22 protein-coding genes are annotated in these 22,033 nt (G+C 62.7%); 4 read left to right on the forward strand and 18 right to left on the reverse strand.

The window, feature by feature from the left end:
* Position 1 precedes the first annotated feature (1 nt).
* Positions 2–304: a hypothetical protein gene (locus DVK00_RS01490; protein WP_101350614.1), complete on the reverse strand. Its 303-nt coding sequence runs from the start codon at positions 302–304 to the stop codon at positions 2–4.
* A 119-nt stretch (positions 305–423) separates the two neighbouring features.
* On the opposite strand from DVK00_RS01490, the gene gatB reads away from it, so the two are divergent.
* Positions 424–1,941 (forward strand): Asp-tRNA(Asn)/Glu-tRNA(Gln) amidotransferase subunit GatB, encoded by a 1,518-nt coding sequence (gene gatB / locus DVK00_RS01495; protein ID WP_121535191.1) that lies wholly within the window; start codon positions 424–426, stop codon positions 1,939–1,941.
* Between the two features lie 56 nt (positions 1,942–1,997).
* On the opposite strand, the gene DVK00_RS01500 is transcribed toward gatB, so the two are convergent.
* Both DVK00_RS01500 and DVK00_RS01505 read right to left on the reverse strand, forming a co-directional pair.
* Positions 1,998–2,294, reverse strand: coding sequence for a hypothetical protein (locus DVK00_RS01500; RefSeq protein WP_101350616.1), 297 nt, complete (start codon positions 2,292–2,294; stop codon positions 1,998–2,000).
* A 170-nt stretch (positions 2,295–2,464) separates the two neighbouring features.
* Positions 2,465–3,013, reverse strand: coding sequence for a hypothetical protein (locus tag DVK00_RS01505; protein ID WP_121511680.1), 549 nt, complete (start codon positions 3,011–3,013; stop codon positions 2,465–2,467).
* A 223-nt stretch (positions 3,014–3,236) separates the two neighbouring features.
* On the opposite strand from DVK00_RS01505, the gene DVK00_RS01510 reads away from it, so the two are divergent.
* On the forward strand, positions 3,237–5,720 hold the full coding sequence (locus DVK00_RS01510; protein WP_101350618.1) for a DNA topoisomerase I: 2,484 nt from the start codon (positions 3,237–3,239) through the stop codon (positions 5,718–5,720).
* Between the two features lie 4 nt (positions 5,721–5,724).
* Here DVK00_RS01510 and DVK00_RS01515 read toward each other — a convergent pair whose 3' ends face one another.
* From DVK00_RS01515 to DVK00_RS01530, 4 genes are all read right to left on the reverse strand, one after another.
* Complete coding sequence (locus DVK00_RS01515) at positions 5,725–7,107, reverse strand: MEDS domain-containing protein (protein ID WP_121577127.1); 1,383 nt, start codon at positions 7,105–7,107, stop codon at positions 5,725–5,727.
* A gap of 168 nt (positions 7,108–7,275) precedes the next feature.
* Positions 7,276–7,464: a hypothetical protein gene (locus DVK00_RS01520; protein ID WP_064287727.1), complete on the reverse strand. Its 189-nt coding sequence runs from the start codon at positions 7,462–7,464 to the stop codon at positions 7,276–7,278.
* Positions 7,461–7,859 (reverse strand): Rieske 2Fe-2S domain-containing protein, encoded by a 399-nt coding sequence (locus DVK00_RS01525; RefSeq protein ID WP_064287728.1) that lies wholly within the window; start codon positions 7,857–7,859, stop codon positions 7,461–7,463. Before DVK00_RS01525 ends, DVK00_RS01520 begins: the two co-directional genes overlap by 4 nt.
* Positions 7,860–7,921: 62 nt before the next feature.
* The gene (locus DVK00_RS01530) at positions 7,922–8,398 is read right to left on the reverse strand and encodes a hypothetical protein (protein ID WP_101350620.1); all 477 of its coding nucleotides are present in this window, start codon (positions 8,396–8,398) and stop codon (positions 7,922–7,924) included.
* A gap of 153 nt (positions 8,399–8,551) precedes the next feature.
* On the opposite strand from DVK00_RS01530, the gene DVK00_RS01535 reads away from it, so the two are divergent.
* On the forward strand, positions 8,552–9,265 hold the full coding sequence (locus DVK00_RS01535; protein ID WP_121577128.1) for a phosphoglycerol geranylgeranyltransferase: 714 nt from the start codon (positions 8,552–8,554) through the stop codon (positions 9,263–9,265).
* On the opposite strand, the gene DVK00_RS01540 is transcribed toward DVK00_RS01535, so the two are convergent.
* The 6 genes from DVK00_RS01540 to DVK00_RS01565 all read right to left on the reverse strand — a co-directional run bounded on the left by DVK00_RS01540 (position 9,266) and on the right by DVK00_RS01565 (position 14,920).
* The gene (locus DVK00_RS01540) at positions 9,266–11,470 is read right to left on the reverse strand and encodes an APC family permease (RefSeq protein ID WP_121535195.1); all 2,205 of its coding nucleotides are present in this window, start codon (positions 11,468–11,470) and stop codon (positions 9,266–9,268) included.
* Positions 11,470–11,907 carry an NAD-binding protein gene (locus DVK00_RS01545; RefSeq protein ID WP_233560745.1) on the reverse strand — a complete coding sequence of 146 codons (438 nt, stop codon included), beginning with the start codon at positions 11,905–11,907 and terminating at the stop codon, positions 11,470–11,472. Before DVK00_RS01545 ends, DVK00_RS01540 begins: the two co-directional genes overlap by 1 nt.
* Before the next feature lie 157 nt (positions 11,908–12,064).
* Positions 12,065–12,556: an Lrp/AsnC family transcriptional regulator gene (locus DVK00_RS01550; RefSeq protein WP_121577129.1), complete on the reverse strand. Its 492-nt coding sequence runs from the start codon at positions 12,554–12,556 to the stop codon at positions 12,065–12,067.
* Positions 12,557–12,705: 149 nt separating this feature from the next.
* Complete coding sequence (locus DVK00_RS01555) at positions 12,706–13,278, reverse strand: hypothetical protein (RefSeq protein WP_101350625.1); 573 nt, start codon at positions 13,276–13,278, stop codon at positions 12,706–12,708.
* Entirely contained in the window at positions 13,275–14,024 is a 750-nt protein-coding gene (locus DVK00_RS01560; protein WP_121577130.1) for an ABC transporter ATP-binding protein, read from the reverse strand. Before DVK00_RS01560 ends, DVK00_RS01555 begins: the two co-directional genes overlap by 4 nt.
* The gene (locus DVK00_RS01565; RefSeq protein WP_121511670.1) at positions 14,021–14,920 is read right to left on the reverse strand and encodes an ABC transporter permease; all 900 of its coding nucleotides are present in this window, start codon (positions 14,918–14,920) and stop codon (positions 14,021–14,023) included. The genes DVK00_RS01560 and DVK00_RS01565 overlap by 4 nt, the downstream gene beginning before the upstream one ends.
* Positions 14,921–15,111: 191 nt before the next feature.
* Between DVK00_RS01565 and aspS the strand changes: the two genes are divergently transcribed.
* Positions 15,112–16,416, forward strand: a complete 1,305-nt coding sequence (gene aspS / locus DVK00_RS01570; RefSeq protein WP_101350628.1) for an aspartate--tRNA(Asn) ligase — start codon at positions 15,112–15,114, stop codon at positions 16,414–16,416.
* A 132-nt stretch (positions 16,417–16,548) separates the two neighbouring features.
* On the opposite strand, the gene DVK00_RS01575 is transcribed toward aspS, so the two are convergent.
* The 5 genes from DVK00_RS01575 to DVK00_RS01595 form a co-directional block, all read right to left on the reverse strand.
* The gene (locus DVK00_RS01575) at positions 16,549–16,731 is read right to left on the reverse strand and encodes a hypothetical protein (protein ID WP_101350629.1); all 183 of its coding nucleotides are present in this window, start codon (positions 16,729–16,731) and stop codon (positions 16,549–16,551) included.
* Positions 16,732–16,835: 104 nt separating this feature from the next.
* Positions 16,836–17,666 carry a halorhodopsin gene (gene hop / locus DVK00_RS01580; protein ID WP_101350630.1) on the reverse strand — a complete coding sequence of 277 codons (831 nt, stop codon included), beginning with the start codon at positions 17,664–17,666 and terminating at the stop codon, positions 16,836–16,838.
* A gap of 168 nt (positions 17,667–17,834) precedes the next feature.
* Positions 17,835–18,596: an aldo/keto reductase gene (locus tag DVK00_RS01585; protein WP_101350631.1), complete on the reverse strand. Its 762-nt coding sequence runs from the start codon at positions 18,594–18,596 to the stop codon at positions 17,835–17,837.
* A gap of 79 nt (positions 18,597–18,675) precedes the next feature.
* Positions 18,676–19,083: an ArsR family transcriptional regulator gene (locus DVK00_RS01590; RefSeq protein WP_232794472.1), complete on the reverse strand. Its 408-nt coding sequence runs from the start codon at positions 19,081–19,083 to the stop codon at positions 18,676–18,678.
* A 104-nt stretch (positions 19,084–19,187) separates the two neighbouring features.
* A complete protein-coding gene (locus tag DVK00_RS01595; RefSeq protein ID WP_121577131.1) occupies positions 19,188–21,959 on the reverse strand; it encodes a PAS domain S-box protein in 2,772 nt (923 codons plus the stop codon).
* Positions 21,960–22,033 lie beyond the last annotated feature (74 nt).

The following is a 22,033-nucleotide window of genomic DNA, read 5'->3' on the forward strand; positions in this document are numbered from 1 at the left end:
CCTACGCGACGATGATGTCGGACTCCGAGTCCTCTTCGCCCTCGGTCTCCGACGCGGCTTCGGCTTCCTCCCTGTTATCACCCTCGTCGGTATCCGCAGTGTTAGGTGTGTCGGCCTCGGTTGGGGTGGCGGCCGATTCTTCCGAGTCGGACGCGTCGGCGCTGAATCCGTTGTCCTCGTCGACGCTGGCTTCGAGTTCTCGGATGCGGACCTTGCATTCGACGAGTTCGTCGGTCAGTCCCTCGACCGACGCTTCCAGTTCTCTGACGCGCGTTTCGAGTTCCTCGACTCGGTTGCCGCACATACCCGATACCCAGCCATTCTGGACACTTATACCTACGTCAGACATTACCAGTTCGGTTGATACGTCCGCGCCTGTACAGGGTCGTTAGCCTTTAGCCACGCGCCACCGAACCCCGGATAATGACCGCACAAGCGTCCGAGTCCCGCGAACTCGCGGCCGTCATCGGGCTGGAGGTCCACGTCCAGCTTGAGACGGCGACGAAGATCTTCTGTGGCTGCTCGACCGACGTGGCCGACGCCGAGCCCAACACCCACACGTGCCCGGTGTGTCTCGGCCTCCCCGGCGCGCTCCCCGTGGTCAACGAGGGGGCCGTCGAGGCGGCGGTGAAGGTCGGCAAGGCTATCGACGCCGATATCCCGGAAGAGACCGCCTTCCACCGGAAGAACTACTACTACCCCGACCTCCCGAAGAACTTCCAGATAACGCAATACGATTCGCCCATCTGCCAGGACGGGGAACTGGAGTTCACCGTCGAGGGCGACCGTCGTAGCGTCGACATCCGCCGTGCGCATCTGGAAGAGGACCCCGGTTCTATCAAGCACGTCCGCGAGGGGTCCGGCCCGCTCGAATCCCGGACCTGCTCCATCGAGCGCGCGGATTACACGCTCGTCGACTACAACCGCGCCGGGACGCCGCTGATGGAGATTGTCACGGAACCGGACTTCCGCGCGCCGGGCGAGGTCCGGTCGTTCCTCGAAAAGCTCGAAGAGGTGCTGGAGTATCTAGGCGTGTTCGACGCAACGCGGGACGGCAGCCTCCGCATCGACGCGAACCTCTCGATGGTCGAGGCGGGCGAGGTGGACGACGACGGCGACATCGACGAGGCCGTCCTCGAAGACGCCAACCGCACCGAAGTCAAGAACATCTCCAGTCACAAGGGCGCGGAGCAGGCGCTGTCCTTCGAGGCCTCCCGCCAGCGGAAGCTTATCCAGTCCGGCCGCGCCGTCGAACAGGAGACCCGCCACTTCAACGAGACACACGGCAACACAGTGTCGATGCGCTCGAAGGAGGAAGAGAAGGACTACCGCTACTTCCGGGAGGCCGACCTGCCGCCCCTGCGAGTCAGCCACTGGAAGGACGAGGTCCCGATTCCGGAACTCCCCGACGCCCGCCGCGAGCGGTTCGTCGCCGAGTACGGTCTCAGCGAGGAGGCTGCCTCGAAGCTCACGAGCACGAAACAGGTCGCGGACTTCTTCGAGGACGTGGCCGAGCGCTTCGATGCCAACCTCGCCGCAACGTGGGTCGCCGACAATCTGCTTGGCGAACTGAACTACCGGGACATGGCTATCACCGACATCGACGACCGGTTCGACGAGGTGACGCGCCTGGTCGAACTCGTCGCGGAGGACGAAATCACCGCCAAAAACGCCCACGAGACGGTCCTGCGGGAGATGCTCGACACCGGCGACGACCCCGATACCGTCGTTGACCGCGAGGGACTGGGCAAGACCACCGGCGACGAGGTCCAGCAGGCTGTCGTGGAAGCCATCGACGAGAACCCCGACGCCGTCGAGGACTACCACAGCGGCGAGGACGGCGCAATCAACTTCCTCGTCGGGCAGGTCATGCAAAAGACCGGCGGGAGCGCCGACCCCGGCGACGTGAACGGGCTGCTGCGCGAGGAACTGGAGAGCTAGGCGGGCGTTCTACTCGACCGTCCCGGGGAGGGCGAATCTGTATCTCTGTCGCCCTGTCACCGCCGTGGCCAGTCGTCCGGCAGTTCATCAGCGTGATTTTCGAGCAGTTCGAGCATCGGTTCGATTTCGTCGAAGCGCTGGCCCCGTGAGACCTCGTCGGCCGCTCGGTCCCAGTCGATGTACGCTAAACTGGCCAGTCGGGGCAGGTCGTCGTGTCGGAGTTCGGCTTCGGTAGTTCTGGCTCCAGCACTTCTGGGCAGAAAATCGACAATCGGCCGTGGACTCCGCTGTTTCAACATGAACAGAATCATTCGACGGCGGCGGGTAAACAGCGCTTCAAACACCCGGTCCATCCCTGTGTCCCATACCACGTCCGGGATAGAAGTTCCCATCCTGTAACAAGAGACACACTACTGATAATAAATGTCACGATACCGCCGTTCTCTTGCCGAATCGGTCCTGAATGCTACAGGCGTAGTTACTGTCAGAGGCTGTCCAAAGAGCCGCTATGGTGCGTCGTATGCTACGATTCGCTCGATGCGTTCGACTCGACGTTCTCACGCCGCTCGCCCGGGATAATCGCGGGGTCCTTCCACAGCAGTGTCACGAAGACCGTCGCGGCGAGCGCTTCGATGGTCTTGATAGCTGATTCGACCGGTTCCGTGGTGAAATGGTCCAGTATCAGCAGGGCAGTGCTCCCGCCGTGGTGGTGGCCACCGCCGCCGGACGACGGTGCAGAGAACCCGTCGACGAGGAAGGCCCCGTGCCCGGTGGCGTGCCAGAACACCCACCCGGCGATGGACGCAATCATGAGGACAGTCCCGACGATATAGGCGTTCCGCAGACCGATGATGCCCCGGGTAATGAGATACGGGCCAGCGAGCAATACCGCGGCGAAGGCGACAAACAGAAACGGGCGAGGGTCCGGCGGGAGTCCCCGTCCGAACAGTCCCTCTATCGCCTGCGCGTAGATGATGCTTCGCGGGAGTCCCCACCAGAGGTGAAACGCCGCCGTCGCAAAGACGAGCGTGGCGGCGGTTCCGCGGAGGAGTTTGGTCGTCCGGCGATCCATACTGACAGTCGGAGTGGCAGTGGCAAGAGTGCGTCGAAGTGATGAGTCGTGCCGAGGACCGCCACCTTCGTGGGACGGGGCCGACGTTGTAATGGCTACCTCCGCGCGAGCGCGAGCGGCCCCGCAAGCGCCCGCACACCCGCGCTGTCGCCTGATTTTCCCGAAAGCCTTTAGAACAACTGACTCCGTAGCGACGGGTAATGACAGAGACAGGTGGTGTCCGATGCGGCTGATTATCACCGAGAAAGACAACGCCGCTCGCCGCATTGCGGAGATCCTCTCAGAAGGAGGTGCGTCCGCGAATCGGCGCAACGGCGTCAACGTCTATCGGTGGGGTGACACCCGCGTGGTCGGCCTCTCCGGACACGTCGTCGGCGTCGACTTCCCCGAGGAGTACAACGACTGGCGCGACGTGGAGCCGGTCGAACTCATCGACGCCGACGTGACGAAGGAACCGACGCAGGAGAACATCGTCACGACGCTGCAGCAACTGGCGCGGGAGGCCGACGAGGCCACCATCGCGACAGACTACGACCGGGAGGGGGAACTCATCGGCAAGGAGGCCTACGAACTCATCCGCGAGGAGACTGACGTGCCCGTCGACCGCGTCCGCTTTTCCTCGATTACCGAGCGGGAGGTCCGCGAGGCCTTCGCCAACCCCGACGACATCGACTTCGATCTCGCGGCCGCGGGCGAGGCCCGCCAGATTATCGACCTCGTGTGGGGCGCGGCGCTGACGCGCTTCCTCTCGCTGTCGGCCCGGCAACTGGGCGACGACTTCATCTCCGTCGGCCGGGTCCAGTCGCCGACGCTGAAGCTCATCGTCGACCGCGAGCGCGAGATACAGGCGTTCGACCCCGAGGACTACTGGGAGATATTCGCCGACCTCCAGAAGAACGGCTCGGCCTTCGAGGCTCAGTACTTCTACGACGACGACGGCACCGAGGCCGAGCGCGTCTGGGTCGAAGAGGACGCCGACAACGCCTACGCCGACCTGACGAGCGTCGACGCGGCGACGGTGACGAGCGTCCGCCGCCGGACCCGCACCGACAGCCCGCCGACGCCGTTCAACACCACCGCCTTCATCTCCGCTGCGAGTTCACTGGGCTACTCCGCCCAGCAGGCGATGTCAATCGCCGAGGAGCTGTACACCACCGGCTACATCACCTACCCGCGAACGGACAACACGGTCTACCCGGACGACCTCGAAGAGGACGCCCTGCTCGATGAGTTCGTCGGAGCCGGCCACTTCGGCGAGGACGCCGAGGCCCTGCTGGAGCAGGAGGACATCACCGCCACCGAGGGCGACGAGGAGACCACCGACCACCCGCCCATCCACCCGACGGGCGAGATTCCGCCGAAGGTCGACCTCTCCGACGACGAGTGGGAGATTTACGAACTGGTCGTCCGGCGGTTCTTCGCGACGGTCGCCGAGGCCGCGACGTGGGAGCACCTCCGCGTCGTCGCCGAGGCCGGCGGCCGCTCGCTGAAGGCCAACGGCAAGCGCCTGGTCGAACCGGGCTACCACGAGGTGTATCCCTACTCCAGCGCCAGCGAGAACCACGTCCCCGACGTCGAAGAGGGCGAGGAACTGGCCATCTCGGAGGTCCGGATGGAGGAGAAACAGACCCAGCCGCCCCGCCGCTACGGCCAGTCGCGGCTCATCCAGACGATGGAGGACAAGGGGCTGGGGACGAAGAGCACGCGCCACAACTCCATCGAGAAACTGTACGACCGCGGCTACATCGAGGGCGACCCGCCGCGGCCGACGACGCTGGCGATGGCCGTCGTCGAGGCCGCCGAGGAGTTCGCCGACCACGTCGTCAGCGACGAGATGACCGCCCAACTGGAGGCGGACATGACCGCCATCGCCAACGGCGAGGCGACGCTCGACGACGTGGCCGACGAGTCCCGTGAGATGCTCAAACGGGTGTTCGAGGAACTGCGCGAGTCCCGCGAGGAAATCGGCGAGCACCTCCAGGAGTCGCTGAAAGCCGACAAGACGCTCGGTCCCTGTCCCAAGTGCGGCGAGGACATGCTGGTCCGGCGGTCACGCCAAGGATCGTACTTCGTCGGCTGTGACGGCTTCCCCGAGTGTCGCAACACGCTCCCGCTGCCCTCCTCGGGCGAGCCGCAAGTGCTCGAAGACCACTGCGAGGAGCACGACATGCACCACGTCAAGATGCTCGCCGGCCGGGACACCTTCGTCCACGGCTGTCCCCGCTGTGAGGCCGAGAAGGCCGACGAGAGCGAGGACGAAGTGATTGGGCCGTGTCCTGATTGTGGCGACGAGCACGACGGAGAGTTGGCCATCAAACACCTCCGCTCGGGCTCCCGGCTCGTCGGCTGTACGCGCTACCCCGAGTGTGACTACTCGCTGCCGCTGCCCCGCAACGGCGACATCTCGGTGACCGACGCCTTCTGCGAGGAGCACGACCTGCCGGAGCTGGTCATCGACGCCGACAGCGACGACCCCTGGGAGCTTGGCTGCCCCATCTGCAACTACGAGGAGTACCAGGCCCGCACGGCCGTCGAAGACCTAGAGGACCTGAACGGCATCGGCTCGGCGACCGCGGAGAAGCTCGGCGACGCCGGGGTCGACTCGCTGGCGGCGCTCCGGGAGGCCGACCCCGACACCATCGCTACCGAAGTTCAGGGCGTCAGCGCCACGCAGGTCCGGGAGTGGCAGGACGAACTGGAAGCCTGAGATACTACGGTCGCGTTTCGATAGTCGGGAACGAGAGGCGAACACGGTTCGCTGGCGGCGACCCGCCCAGTTCGAGTCGCCCGTTCATGCTTTGAATAGTCCACTGCGCAACCCACAGCCGGAGGGTCCGCGCGTGTGCAAGCGAGCGCTCGATGTCGTTGTCGAACGCAGTCATCGTCGCCTCTGAGACGAACCCCTCGTCGGCGACGACTTCGACCGTTCCCGTCTTGTACTGTTCGTCAGCCTCGACCCGGACTTCGACTGTGGGGGCAGAGAGATTGGTCGCAGCGCACGCAATCACTTCCCGGACGCTCGTCTGGACAGTCGCGTCAGCGGCAGTGGCGTCCGGCGGTCCAGTGTCGATAGTGACCGAGAGGTCGGCATACTCGTGCCGGGCATCGGTGACGCCAGCCTCAACGGTAGCGTTTAGGTTTGCCGGCTCCTGCTCTCGGGCATCGAGGGTCCGGTCGACGTGCCGTGCGTTCTCCGAAAGCGAAGACAGGCGCTCCGCCGCCGTAGCGATGGTGTCGAGATGGTCTACAGCCGCTGCGTCGAACAGGCCTTGCGCTTCGAGCCATTCCAGCCGACCGCTGATGACGTTCAGTTCGTTCCGAAGATTGTGCCGGAGCACTCGGTTCACAACTGAGAGGCGTTCCTCTCGGCGCTCGACGTCGTCGCGGAATCGGTGGATATCGCGCGTTTGCTCCAGGAGGAGCGCTGCGTTTGAGAGTGGTGCGCCGTACTCAATGGCCTCCTTCGGCGGGGTGTAGTATGGGTTTGTACAGAGTGTCTCGCGGTAAATAATGGCCTCGTGCGTCTGTAACGCTTTGCCGATATCCTCGCCGGTAAACTGTTCCAGGCTGTACTGACAGAGCGCCGTGACTGGCAGGTCCGGGTGGGCTTCGTCAAACCGGTGTTCGAACTCGATGACATCCTCAAAGCTGCAGTCGAGGTCAAGCGACCAACTATTCTCACCAGCCGCACGGAGTCCGCTATATCCGTCTGCGACAGCATCGGCAGCTAAGTCACGGAACTCGTCGACGCTTTCCTTCGGGTCAAATACCCCGTTTGAATAAATCTTGGCGGAGTCAACTAACACCAGTTGGCCGTCGGCTTGCAGCGAATCAACGTCGAGTCCGGCGTCGGAGAGCGCCGTCGCGATTGTTGCCGTCTCGTTTTCATCGGCGATGTAAATCACCTGTTCATCCTGTTGGATGCCGCGGGCGACAAATGTCGTGACGACGCGTATCTGTTCTGCATGTGTCCGGTAAAACAGAGCGAGGTGGCGAGGCAACTCAGTCGTCGCAAATTGGGTCTGGAGCTGTCGACGCCTGTCAGCTGGCGACGAGTCCGGGGTGTCTGGGTCACCCGTCGAGGACTCTGACATAACTACGTCTACGCGGTGAAGCGTCCTTATTCTTCGGTACAGGGTACAACCTGCAAAGCCGGATGGACAGCTGCCGGCAGTCGCTCAGTCTGCCGAAATACTCCCAAGGGTGAATGGAAACTGATGTTTATTTTCCGGCGTAGAACAGGACAGTAACAGTGAGTGTGGCTACGAGACGAAGGTTACGCCGCCACACACCGGGCACTCGACCGCTTCGGCAGTCTCGACAGTTATCTCGTCGACAGCGCCGTAGACGACTGCGTGTCTCATCGGCTCCGGAATCTGGCGCTCACAGAGCGGGCACTCGACGACGCCGGCCCGGAGTCGGTCCCGGTCGATGCTGTGGCCGCCGGTCACAACTGGAGGTGGGACGTGGAACTCGGGCCGTCGTCGTCGATGCCACCCTCGTGGGCGAACGCGTAGTCGTCGTCGGTGAGGAACACGTCGCCGTGGGTCTCCGATATCTCGACCCCGGGGAGCGTCGTCCCAGCGGCGTCGCCGTTGTCACAGCCGCCGTCGCAGGCATCGAACAGCGAACCGTGTCGGGGGCAGATGAGCTGGTCGTCCCGCATCGGGACACCTCGTCCGGTGTCGAACCGCTGTGCTTCGTGCGTACATCGGTTCACCCACGCCTCGACGCCGTCGTCACAGGGGACGAGAACGACCTCTTCGAGGTCGCCGTAAGGGTCTTCCGCGGTGAACAGCCATGACCCGTCTTCGTGGACCGTCTCGACTGTCGTAAGTCGCTGCACGACTGGCGCGTTAGGTTGCCGCCGGTATCAGCGTTCCCGTCGCACGCCTCCCGCTGTCTGCGTCACTCACCGGTCTCCGCGGCGATGAGACGGACCAGTGCAGTAACGAACACCGCGAACAGTCGCCAGACCAGCACGCAACTGACCACGAGCACGCCGAGGACGATGGCGACCAGCCAGAGGAGGAGGCCGAACTGCAGTTGGGTGAGCAGCCCCACGACCAGTCCGACGACGAACCCGCCGACGAAGAGGACGCCGGCACCCTTGAGACAGCGGCGCTGCCAGCGGTCGAACGCCAGCGTGTCCTCGGCCCCCAGAAGCGATGGCAAGGCGATACCGAGCCCGGCACCGCCAAGCGCGAGGACGAAGAAGACGCTGCCGAACAGATACGAGAGTCCGCGGACGAAGCTGTCACCGGACGACGACGCTGTCGGCATCGTCGAGAGGGAGTACAACACTGCCACCGTCACGGCAGCGCCCGTGAGAACGAGCACACCTCGGATGGCAGTGACGATGTACCGGCGCTTGTCCGCTGTCATTGTCTGACGATTGTAACATAACCGTCATAAATCTTCGGAGACATATATATCCGGAGCCGACGCCAGTCGGACTGTCCGATCGGGCTGTCAGCGTGACCCACTGTGATACGTGTATCCGAAGCGGTTATACGGCCACGCGCAAGTCTGGCAGGTATGAGCGACTGGGCGGACTGGGACCACATCGTGAAGATAGACCCCGACAAGACGCTGGTCGACGGAGAGACCTTCGAAGACGTCGCGGCGACGGGGACCGACGCCATCGAAGTCGGCGGGACCACCGGAATGACAGAGGAGAAGATGAAGCGGGTCGTCGACGCCTGCGGGAAACACGACATCCCCGTGTACATCGAGCCGTCTAATCCCGCGTCGGTCGTCCACAGCGACCGTCACGACGGCTATCTCATCCCGGTCGTGATGAATGCTGGCGACGTGGCCTGGATCACTGGCGCGCACAAGGAGTGGATACGCATCGACGACGAGATCGACTGGTCGCGGACCTTCACGGAGGCCTACATCGTCATGAACCCGGAGGCGTCGGTGGCGTCCTACACGCAGGCCAACTGCGACCTCGACGCGGCCGACGTGGCCGCTTACGCCGAAGCCGCCGAGCATCTCCTCGGGCAGGAAATCGTCTACGTCGAGTACTCGGGGATGCTCGGCGACACCGACATCGTCGCCGCCGCCGCAGACGCGCTCGACGACGCGACGCTGTTCTATGGCGGCGGCATCCACGATTACGAGTCCGCCCGCACCATGGCACAGCACGCCGATACCATCGTCGTCGGCGACCTCGTCCACGACGAAGGCGCCGAGGCAGTGCGAGAGACGGTGCAAGGCGCGAAGGACGCCACGGCGACCGTTCGGTAGTTAGAACGCGAGCCGTTCGAGCAGACGGCCGACGACACCGTCGGGATGACGTTTTGTGTCTACTTCCATCGACGCGTGGTCGCTGTCTTGAATTGCCGACTGCGTAGTGCTGTCGCCGTTTGACCGGCGGGCCGAAAGCCCACCGTTGTGTGCGTGTATCAGGAGCGTCCTGTCGCTGTCAGCCGCGTCTATTGTCGCTGAAAGGTCCTGCCGGTCGACGAAGCTCCGCTCCGTCGGCACGTCACAGAGGTCCAGCAGGTCATCGTGGTATGCTTCGAGTTGCTGGCGTTGTTCGGCCGACTGGCGCTCATCAAGCGGGTAGAGGAACTGGAGGTCGGCCTCGGTCGCTGTCGCGACAGCGTTCCCAACGCGGACTTTCAGCGGGTCATACGGGCCGCGGGTCGTGACCAGTGTGATCGTCTCCAGCGCGTCGAGCGGCTGTGCGTCGACGGCAATGGTATCACAGTCAGTCTGTTTCCGGATGCGGTCGATACTGTCGCCCAGCAGCGAATCCCCGAACGACGCGCCACGTTCCACCAGCAACACATCGACGCCTTGCTCGTCGACGGCGTTGGCGACGGCCCGTTCGGGGTGGTGGCTGACAAGTTCGCCGTATTCGACCGGGACATCAAGGGCAGCCGCCAGCGTATCAGTCCGACACTCGAATTCGCGGTCGTCCGGAGATTGCACGCCGGAGGCGTAATCGAGGGGCTGCTGGTCGGGCACTTCGTCGAACTGGACGACAGAGAGGCTGCTGCCGGTGGGTGAGAGCGCGGCCCCGACCTCCAGCAGTGTCGCTTCGCTCTCCCGCGAGGACCCCTCGGGAAGGGCAACAAGCACGGATGTATCCGCCGTCTCGTCGAGCGTCGCCTCAGTCCGGTCGAGCGCGCGGTCGCCGATACTCCGGCGAACGGACTCCTTGATCGCGCCTTCTCTGGTGACTCGCGGTCTGACGTAGCCCAGATACCAGATGACGCTGCCAACGACGATACCGGCGGCTCCGACTATCGCGATCAGGCCCATCTGCGTCAGCAGGGCAAAGCCGGTCAGGGTGCCGAATATCGGCGTCCACGGGTAGAGCGGGACCTCGAAGGAGGGGTCGTAGTCTGGGGCGTCGCTCTCACGGAAGCCGATGAGCGCGACGTTGATGAGCGCGAACACGAGGATTTTGAACGCGCTCGCGAGCTTCGCGATCTCCAGAATCGGAACGAAGAGGATAAGCAGCAACATCACGCCGCCGGTCAGCGTGATGGCGGTCACCGGCGTGCCAAAGCGGTCGCTGACCGTACTGAGCAGGTCGGGCGCGAGTCCGTCGCGGCTCATGGCGAACGGGTAGCGTGAGGACGAAAGGATGCCGGCGTTAGCTGTACTGACCAGCGCCAGAATCGCCGCCAGAACGACAGCCGCGACACCAGTGGTTCCGAGGGTCATCTCGGCCGCGTCCGCAATGGGCGTCGTGCTCCCGGCAAGCTGGTCGAGCGGGACGACGCCGACGACGACGGCGACGACGAGCACGTACAGCAGCGTGGTGAAGGCGAGCGATCCAAGCATTCCGAGCGGGATGACGCGGTCCGGGTCCTCGACCTCCTCGGCGATAGAAGCGATCTTCGTCACGCCGGCGAAGGAGACGAACACGAGGCCGGTCGCGGCGAAGATCCCTTCGACGCCGTAGTCCCACATCCCGCCGTACGTCGCGGTGTTGACTGCCGGCCCGCCGCCAGCGACGAACCAGCCGATTGCCACGAGCATCACCGCGACGATGCCGATCTGGAGTCGGCCGGTCTGTTCCGCGCCGAGGATGTTGACGAGGATGAGAACGACGGCGAGCGTGATCGCAACCGGACGGATCGGCAGGTCGAAGAGAAGAACGAGGTACGGCACGCCGCCGACGAGCGCGAGCGCGCCCTTGAACGAGAGGGAGAACCACGTTCCGAGTCCCGAAACTGTGCCCAGTAGCGGCCCCATCGACCGCTCGATGTAGACGTAGGTGCCGCCGGCTTCGGGCATGGCGGTCGCCATTTCGGCCTTGCTGAGTGCGGCGGGCAGCACGAGCACGCCCGCGAGAAGGTAGGCAGCGATGATGCCGGCCCCGGCGTCTTTCACCGCCAGCGCCGGCAAGATGAAGATCCCGCTGCCGACCATCGCGCCGATTGATATCGCTACCACTGACAGCAGTCCGAGGTCGCGTTCCAGACCCTTGGCCATTATTTCGCGGTTTCGGACATCTGGAGCGTTGTTTCGACAGTGCGTTCCAGTTCGGTCGCCAGGACCTGCGAACCACAGACCACCTCGGAGCCGACCGACTCGAACGCCGATCGATGCTGCGGGTCGTTAAGCACGACAACCACGGTTTCGACATCGAACTGCGTCCGAAGCAGCTGTGTCACGAGGAACGCCCCGTGGTCGGTCTGCATCGATACCAGAGCGACATCGGTCGTTTGGGCCCCGGCGTCCTGAAGAACAGTACGCTCCCGGCCGTCACCGACTACCACGCGTGTGTCGTCGGGCGTTTGCCCGGCAACGCCATCGTGGTCGGTGACGAGACAGGCATCGGTGCCCCGATCTAACGTCGTTACTACCTCAGACCCGACGTACCGGTCGCTGATGATCAGTACCGACGGGGGGTCGATGTCGTCGTCCACTCGTTCGCGGAGTCCAGTAAGAGATATCATTGGGTTCGTAGAGGCCAGAGCTACCCGGCCAGTACACCAGCATTGATTCCGGAAACCGATAAATATCTAGGGAATAGTTCCGATTCCGGACTATTGTGGATATATAATCTATTTTCGGAAGATTACACTATGTAGACTCACCTTCGGAATCGTCGTGCCCGAACTGGTGAAACGGCCGGGTGTACTCGTTCCGAATGAGGTCCTCGTCGACGACCTCCAGTCCGATATCGTTGAGGTCTCTGCCGATGCGGCTCAGGTCGTTTCCGTCGGTTCCGACCACCTCAACGTGGACGTTGTCGGCCCCCGTCATGACCTCTCGGATGGCGACGACGCCGGAGACGTCGAGTGCCCGCTGCGCGACCTCCTCGCGCTCGTGGATTGGTGCCGTGCAGACGATGAGCGTATGGAGTTGGTACCCCGCGGCCTCGTAATCGACATCGACATCGTAGCCGGCGATGACGCCAGCTTCTTCGAGCTTCGTGATACGGTTCCGGACCGTTCGTGCGGAGACATCGAGCGACTCGGCAATCTCACTCGCCGACGTATGTCTCGCATCCTGCTGCAGCGCATAAATGATGTTCCGGTCCAGGTCGTCGATAGGGTACTCCGCGTCGGCCATGTCAACTGTTTCGACGGCTACCAGTACAAAAGTTCAGGATATTGGCCCGGACGCTGCGGTATTGTCAGGCTGTTTTCCACACTCCTCTGTGACTCACCAGCAGCACGACGCCCCGCTCTGCGGGCTCGGGGCACAGACGCCGCTATGTCTCAGGAAAGCACCGACTGTTCGGTGAGTGTCACGGTTACTGTCGGGTGATACGCGACCCAGTCGGTATCCTCGCCGGTGCGGTAGGATAGCAGAACGTCGTCAAAGTAGCCCTGCAGCGTGTACGTGCCGGCGGTCGACACCCGCCGCCCGATGAGTTGGTACTGCCGCTGAATAGATTCAGCAGTCGCTAGCGTTCCGGTGAGTGGGTCGCCGTCTTTATGCGCCCCGTTTGGCCGTACCTCGACAGCAGTTGACTGCTCATACGCAGCGGTCAACAGGAGAATGTCAGCGGACACTGACCCGCCCACTGGCGTCAACCCTAACATCCCGAGTGGCCAGACACCGGTGTTCTTTATTGTAACGTCCTGTGTCCCGGTGTTTCGGAGCGTTATGTCCAGCCGACCGGGGCTTTCGATTGCGATGTCCCGATCAATCACTGTCACATCCAGTGCCAGCGGGTGCGAATCAGCTTCGGTTTCCACGCTGGAGATCGTGTACTCAGGATCGCCCAAACAGCCGGCGAGTCCGGACAGCACCGCCGTCGACACAGCCAGATACCGGCGGCGGTTCATAGGTCCACCTCGGTAACGTGGGCGGAGCCATCAGTCAGTGTCATGAAGATGTCTTCCACTGTCGCATCGGACGAAAGGTCACAGGTGTCTCGGAGCGTCGGCAGCGTGCCTTCTGCAATGAGGGCCCCTTCGTACAGAATCCCGACGCGGTCACAGACCAGATCGACCTGCCCGAGGACGTGACTGGAGAAGAAGACGGTTGCCCCACGTTCGGATTCGGCTTCGACGACATCCCGTACCAGCGCGACGCCGTGGGGGTCAAGCCCAGTGAACGGCTCATCAAGGATCAGGAGGTCCGGTTCCCCGACGAGACTCATCGCGAGTGCTAACCGCTGTTCCATTCCCTGTGAGAACTCGCCGGCGGGTCTTTCGATAGCATTGACCAGTCCGACGCGCTCAAGCAGTGCCCGCGGGTCGTCGTCGGCACGCTTCGTGTCAATCACCAGTTCGAGATGCCGCCGCGCGGACAGCGACTCGTATGTCTCGAAGCGGTCGGGGCAGATCCCAACGCGCTGATGGCAGGCGACGACATCGGTCCACGGGTCGTGGCCGAGAACGCGCGCTGTCCCCGACGTTGGTTTGATGTAGTCCATCAGCAGATTGATCGTGGTCGACTTACCGGCGCCGTTCGGGCCGAGGAAACCGTACACCTCGCCCTGCGCTACGGTCATGGTCAGTGCATCGAGCGCATCAACCTCGCCGTACTGTTTCGAAAGCCCCTCGGTCTCGATTGCCGGCGGCGTCACGCGAGGTCACCTCGATTGAATCGATAGCTGGCCAGTGCGAGCGGGATGACGCCCCAGAGAAGCAATACGACGAGAGCAACCGACTCGTGCAGGTAGGCAGGGACTGGCTGTCCACTGAAGGCTGCGTCAACGACGTACTCGTTGATCGAATGCCCGGGATACAGTACCGTGGCGACTGACGTGTACTGGCCGCCGGAGTTTGCCAGTCCGAGTATCCAGTTCGTTACCGTTCGGTACGCTCGCCCCGGTGAAATCCGAAGGATAGCGAACAGCAGGCCGTCAGCGGGCGGTTCGAGCGGATTCACTGCGTTCCCGGTCACAGCTGAGTAGAGCCGGACACCAACGATTTTCCATCCCAGTGTCAGCAGCAGAAAGAAACCGCCGAAGAGCACGGCGGTTACACGGACTGTGCTTGTCGTCACTGCCGATGCCGCTGTTGCAATCGACACGAGCACAGCGATGTACAGCACCGTCACCAGAAACACGCCAATAAAACGCAGCGGGGAGAACAGCCCGAACTTGACACCGCCAACCACGCCGAGAATGACCGTTGCGAGGGCAAATGGAAGCACGGTGCCGACGCTCCGACCAAAGACCTTGCCGATGAGAATATCAGTTCGCGTGAGAGGCAGTCCAAGCAAGAATTTCAAACTCCCCGACGTGCGCTCCTTGATAATCGATCGATACGTGAGTAACAGGACGCCAAGTGGGAGCAGCGTGGACCCGGCCGCCTGAACGAACCCGACCGTAACATCCGGGCCAAGGAGGTCCCAACTGATGTAGGTGGGACCGTAGCCCCAGACGGCGAGCAGGGGAGCAAGTAGCCAGGTTCCTTTTGATTTGAGTAGCGCGACTGCTTCTTTCCGCGCAACGGGAAACCATCGAGGGAGGGCCATGTGGTCGGATTTGAAAGTGTATCACATAAAACACACTATCAACTGTTTATACGTTCAAGCGGCACCGAGCTACCGCTTCGGTCGGGCCGGAACGGTACTGGAGACATTTTTAATACCACCCCCGCCAGGAACGACTTGCGTCCTCACCTCGAAAGGCTGTTCTTAAGTTCCGGCCACAAGAACCAACGCCCATGGAAAACCGAACCTACACGGCGGACGCGACGCCGGGCGACACGGTCACCGTCGCCGGCTGGGTCCACGAAATCCGAGATCTCGGTGGTATCGCCTTCCTTATCCTTCGAGACACCACCGGCAAGATACAGGTCAAGTTCGAGAAAGACGAGATGGACGACGACCTCGTGGAAACGGGGTTGAACGTCCAGCGTGAATCGGTCATCTCGGTGACCGGCGCTGTCGAGGAAGAGCCACGCGCGCCCACCGGTGTCGAAGTCACGCCGGAGTCCGTCGACGTGATTTCGGAAGCCGACCCCGAACTGCCCCTTGACCCGTCGGGTAAGGTCGACGCCGAACTGCCGACCCGCCTCGACAACCGCACGCTCGACCTCCGCAAGGACGAAGTGAAGGCCATCTTCGAGATCCGCGCGGAGGTCCTCCGGTCGGTCCGCGAGGCGTTCCGCGAACTCAACTGCACGGAGATCAACACGCCGAAAATCGTCGCTACGGGGACCGAGGGCGGCACCGAGCTGTTCCCGATCACCTACTTCGGACAGGAAGCGTTCATGAACCAGAGCCCACAGCTGTTCAAGCAGCTGATGGTCGGCTCCGGCCTCGAACGCGTCTTCGAAATCGGTCCAATCTTCCGCGCAGAGGAGCACAACACGCCGCGGCACCTCAACGAGGCGACCTCCATCGACTTCGAATCGGCCTTCTACGACCACACCGAGGCAATGGACGCCTGCGAACACGTCGTCAAGTCCGCCTACGAGGGCGTCGCCGAGAACTGTCAGGACGAACTGGACGCCCTCGGTCTCGAAGAGGAGTTCGAGGCCCCAGAAGGTGACTTCCCGCGGCTCACCTACGAGGAAGCGCTCGACAAGATCAATGCGACCGGCGAACTCGACGAACCGCTGGTGTGGGGCGACGACCTCTCGACGGAGGCCGAGCACGTCCTCGGGCAGGAAGTCGGCGAGCACTACTTCATCACTGACTGGCCCAGCGAAATCAAGCCGTTCTACATCAAGGACCACGACGACGACGAGGAGGTCTCGACCGGCTTCGACATGATGCACCCGTCGATGGAACTGGTCTCGGGGGGCCAGCGTGAACACCGCTTCGACCACCTCGTCGAAGGGTTCGAACAGCAGGGGCTGGACCCTGAGGCCTTCGAGTACTACACCAAGATGTTCAAGTACGGCATGCCGCCACACGCCGGCTGGGGCCTCGGCGGCGAGCGCCTCATCATGACGATGCTCGGACTGGAGAACATCCGAGAAGCGGTGCTGTTCCCGCGAGACCGGCAGCGCTTGTCTCCCTGAGACAGCGACTCTCTTCGTAGAGTCACACTGTCTCGTAGTGGTTCACGTTCTCGAGTTTGGAATGGCAGCGATGGATAGCCGCAGGGCTCCGCTCCGAACCGACACGAGGGCGGCGATCCGACCTGTCCCCGACTACGCGTTTGTTGCCGCCTGTTTCAGAATCTGTGGCACAACCACAACTTCGAGTGCGGCGATTCCGAGTGCGACATAGCGTATCGTTCCTTCGAGCAAGAAGAGCGCGACAGCCGCAACGATCGTGGCGCTGACCAGTGGGAGACCGTATCGAACAATCGGATTCTCGAATGGGGAGGGCATACAGACTAGCCACTTGGGCGATATAGCTTATTTTTTCTGCATCTGCTATTGTGCGGGCAGGGGCGGAGAGGCGGCAGAGCACCGCCTCTGTCTCAATACCCTACTCAGTCGTCTGCAGGCGCAGCCCCGCCGGAGCCGATGCCCATTCCGGACCCTGAGACGGTGCCTTCGTTGGCGGCGACCCAGCGCAGGAGCAGGAACGCGAACACGTACTTTGCGAGGATGTCTAGCCCGGAGTAGCCCCACGAGGTGACGCCGACGCTCAGAAGGGCAACCCCCTCGGAACCCAGCGCCCAGAGAATCGGGTAGCCGAGCCACAGCACCACAGTGAGAAGCTTGAGCGTCCCGAATATCTCGCTTGTGCCGGCGGCTTCCGCGTCGGCTGGCCACTGGACGAGCAGGACGTACAGTACGGCGAGGAAGAACGCGCAACTGATGCCGTAAAACACCCAGCGCAGCAGGTGCGAGGAGGTAATGAGCGCGGCGGCGAGGCCGGTCACGCACATTCCGATGTCCATCGTGATCGCGGTGAACAGCGACGCGATATCGGTGTCAGCCAACAGGCCCAGCGCCAGGAGAATCATCGGTGTCGAGAACGTCCAGGTCAGGTACCGACCCCACGGCGACAGGACGTCCTGACCGGCGAGGGCGTGGCCCGGCGGCATCTGCAGAAACCCGACCGTTAGCCCGGACGCCAGGCCGGCGTAGCTGGAAATCGAGACCAGCGGCACCAGCATCGTCGCAACCCAGATGAGTTTTGCGCGGGGCGACTCTATGTCTCGACCCATTGCGACGAACAGGAGGATGGCGACGCCCGCCAGCGCGATGTTCACCCAGAGCGAGGAGTTCAGGAGGAAATTCGACTGTATCTCCTGAAGCACGTCTGACTGTGTCGCCTGAAGCACTGTCGTTGCAGTGGTACTGGCAGCTGTCATGTATGCTAACTACGAAGAGTACACTTAAAGACGCGTAGCCAAACGGTATCGGTATGGCCCATCGGATTCGGGTTTCGGAAGGGATAGGCCACGCACGGACACGGGGAGAGGACCGCCGAGCCAGACCGTCTCGGACCGCGCCTGGCCGCTCGTGGTGGACGCTGGGAGTCACTCCGGGAACAGTTCTTCTTCACGCTCGATGGCTTCGATACGCGCAATCTCGGCGTCGGTCAGTTCCAAGTCGGCAGCGGCGAGGTTGGCTTCGAGATGGGACCGGGAGGACGCCTTCGGAATCGTGACGACAGCTTCGTAGCTGGTCACCCAGGCGATGCTGACGGCGGCCGGCGACGCGTCGTGCTGGTCCGCGATGTCGACGATGGTCGGTTCCTCGAATACGCGACCGCCGGCCAGCGGTGCGTACGCGACCAGCGGATAGCCGTGTTTCTGGGCGTCAGCGAGGAGTGATTCCTGCCAGAACAGCGGATGGAACTCGACCTGATGTGCAGCAATCGCATCGAGGTGATCGCGCGCGATAGCCAGCTGGTCCGGGTCGAAGTTCGAGAGTCCGACGTGCTCGGTCAGTCCCGCCTCGCGCACGGCCTCGACGGCGGGCAGCGTTGTTCCCGGGTCATAGTCGCCACGTGGCCGGTGGACGTACAGTAAGTCGACGGCGTCGAGGCCGAGTCGGTCGAGGCTCGCTTCTGTCGCCGGGCGGACGGCAGTTGCCCCGAGTGCGTCGATCCAGAGCTTCGTCGCGACAGTCAGGTCGGCACGGTCGGTTTCGGCGGCGGCGATGCCCGCGCCGACAGTGCTCTCGTTGTCATATATCTGAGCAGTATCGAGATGACGGTAGCCACAGTCGACGGCTGTCCGAACGACCGCCTCGTCCTCGATACCCATCGTGCCGAGCCCGACTGGTGGGAGGTCCATGCTCCAGCGTTGGGACCCCCGTTAAAAACCAGTAGCGGCTCCGACAGGGGACATCCCCCCAGATGCGCCCCTCGGTCGGTTAGAAATCGGTCTGCTGCGTGACGGCCGCCGCGTGGTCAGCCCACTTTTCAACGGTGGGCGAACCCCAGTACTTTACTGCGCCGCTTCGCTCGTCGTAGTCGATGAGTCCGATCTGATGGAGCATCGGTAGGTGCTGCTCTTCGAGTTGGGCCCGGATAGTCGCGGGTGACGTGTCTGCTGCATCGACCGTGCTCGTGCCCCCCAGCTCCGAGATCGCCGATGCGAGCGCCCCAACGTCAGCGGCCGTCCGGTCACTGCTCGCAAAGTAGCGACAGACGGCGCGGCGCCGCCAATCAGCCAACACCTCGAACACGTCATCTACATCCGCCGTAGACAGCGTTCGCTCCGACGGCGTCATCCCACACCACTGGTCGCTCTGAGACCCTCCATTCCTTTGGTTACTCATTACCCACGTAAAATTAATAGCCCTACCCCATATTAACTCTGTACCTAGACGGCTAGGCACCCGTCGAATGCGCCGCCCTCGCTCGCTGACGGCCTCACCGCGGCTCAGGAGTCTATTTCAAACACGGCATCGATGAGATTCCGCTGCGCCCGCCGGAGGTGCTGATGAAGCGTCGGTGACGCGATACCGAGCCGCTCTGCCAGTTGCTCGGCGTTGGTGTCCCGGGGCCAGCCGTAGTAGCCCGTCAGGAAGGCCGTTCTGAGGACTTCTTCCTGGCGCTCAGTCAGGTGATTCCGAGGGTCTGTCTCGGCGTCAGGGATGTCGCTTGGCTGCTCACACTCCTGTTTTGCCGTCAGCGCGATGCCTGGCATCCGGTCAGAGACTGCGTCCTGTATCGCCCGAGAATCGGCATCCTGCGGGGCCTCGACAGTAATAGAGAGCGTCCCGTCATCGGCAACTATCGTCCGACAGCGGGCACCGACATCCAGCAGCAGTGATTGGACGGTTTCTGTCACCTGAAGTTCGACAACGGCGCTGGCCTCGTCTGAACGAACGACCCGCGAACCGAGGACCTCCGTATGCGAACAGAGATGCGCAGCGACTGCATCGGGCGGCCCCCCGTGTACGGAGAGATAGAGCAGATGTGTCGGCTTGGTCTCGACAGACTCAATGACTTCAAGCCGGCATCCGTACGCGTTCGCTGCCGAGACAAGCGGTATGTCAGGGCGTTCTGATTCGAATGTCAGCTCAAGCGCGGTGTCGTCAGACAGGAGTTGCCTATTATGGACCGCGGCAAGCGTGTACCCAACCATCTCACCGAGGACAGCGAAACTCTCGGCTATACGGCCACTGAATGCCGCCGGCTGGTCGGCGTACACGCAAAGAACGCCGTGGACGGTGTTCCCCTGAACCAGTGGAATCGCTGCGGCAGATTTGAATCCCTGTTCACGAGCGGCGGCCCCACACCGCTTGAATTCGGTCGGGTCACCACAGTCCTGTATCGTCTGGACGGCGCCTGTCACGAGGGCCGTTTCACACAGCGCTCGGTTGGTCCCGTTACCACCGATGAGGTCGTCGACACAAACGCCATCGTCGCCGGCTACCGTTTTCGGGACGAGACTGTCGTTCGCGCCCGCTCGCTCGGCGATCCACGCTAGCTCACAGAGGTCGGATTCAACGACGCGCTCACACACCGTCTTCGCGGTTTCGCGGCGGGTCGCGGCACCACCTAGCGCGTGAATGAGGTCCTGTATGACCATGTTGACCCCGTTGAGTGTCGCCAGTTCGTCGCGCTGGCGTTCGATTGCGTTCTGACGTTTCCGTTCGTCGGTGATGTCCTGATGGATTCCGACTGCTCTGATCGCCTCGCCGTCGTCGTTCCACTGGAACACCTTGCCGATGTCCCGGATCCACCGCCAGTCCCCGTCTTTGGTCTGCATTCGGAACTCGCACTGATACAGATCGGTCTCCCCGGCCTTCAGCTCCTCAAGCGCCTGTTCCGCTCGGTCGAGGTCGTCTGGATGGACGAGGTCGGCCCACGTCTCGTAGTGTGGCTCCAGTTCGTCTGTCGTGTAACCGAGCATTCCGGTCCATCGTTCGTCGAAGGTGACAGCGTTGGTTTTGGGGTTCCAGTCCCAGACGCCGAGTTCCGCGCCCTCGAGCGCGAAGTTCAATCGCTCCGTCATCTCCTGATACTCGCGCTCGCGGTCACAGCGTTCCGTGATGTCCCGAGCGACGCCGAGCAGCCCACTGTAGTTGCCGTTTTCGTCGTGAATCAGCGTGTGGTTGATTGATACCTTCCGTTCAGTACCGTCTTTCCGACGAAACGTCAGATCAGCAGTTGCGCTCTCCCGTTCAGGCGCTTCAAGCAGTGTTTCGACAGTCGCCTGCCCCGTCGAGAGTTCACCGGGGGCAAGCACTGTCGTGGCGTGTTCACCGCACAGTTCGGTCGGCTCGTACCCGAGGTTCGACGCAAACGACTCGTTACAGAAGTCGATGACACCGCGTTCGTCGAGCGTGTAGAGCCCGTCCTGTGCCCGCTCGACCATGAGATCCAGCAGCGCTGTGCGGGCATCACGCCGGGCAGTGTCAGTGATATCTCGCAGCAGGACGAGCGTAAGTCCGCCCGCAGCGGCCGGTAGTTCGTGCCCGCGTCGGAGGAGGTACTGATCGCGGTCGCTACCCGAAACCCGGATGGCAACCGGTTCAGTCGAGGTGCTCTGGAGCCGCTGTAACTGCCGACGGCCACTGGACGTATCGGGGAGTGCTGTCTGCATGGCGTCGTAGAAGCGTTCGACCTGGCGAGTGTCGTCGAGAGAGTCAACGAACACCGACACCGATTCGCTCGACCAGTGTACCGTTCCGTCATCTGCCAGCAGGACAGCGATTTCGTTCGCTTCAGCACGCGATTCGATTTCGGACAGCGCATCTCGGAACGCGGACTCGGTCCGGTCGGCTGACGCCGACACGACGCTGATAATCTTCTCCGCCAGCAGCAGCGGCTGTCCGTCCCCCTGTTTCGAGACGACTGTCGCCGCATCGTCGACGACAGCCGCGGCGCTATTCGTCGCAGTGGCGTCGGTGTAGAGGACGACCGGGTAGCGGTCATTCGACACCAGTGCGGCCGGGATATCGCCCAGTCCAGTCGGGTCCAAGACGAGACAGGAGACATCCGTCGACACGGCGGCTTCTAACGCGGCATCTGTCGTTGCCACGCTCGTCACCGTTATATCAGCGTGGTGGTCCGCCAGTCCCTCGCGTATCTGCTCTCGTGCCGTTGCGTCGGAGTCGAGATACACAACTTCGATGTCTCGACTGGCAGCGTCGGCCTGTCTCGCTCCCGCAACCGCGACGTCGTCGAGGTCGTTTCCAATCATCACCCTGGTATGCTGTTCAACCACTTTACTGAGGGATAATAACTGTTCGGCGGCGACAGGTTTCACATGACAGC

The organism is Haloarcula sp. Atlit-47R, from assembly GCF_003665985.1.
Lineage (GTDB): Archaea > Halobacteriota > Halobacteria > Halobacteriales > Haloarculaceae > Haloarcula > Haloarcula taiwanensis.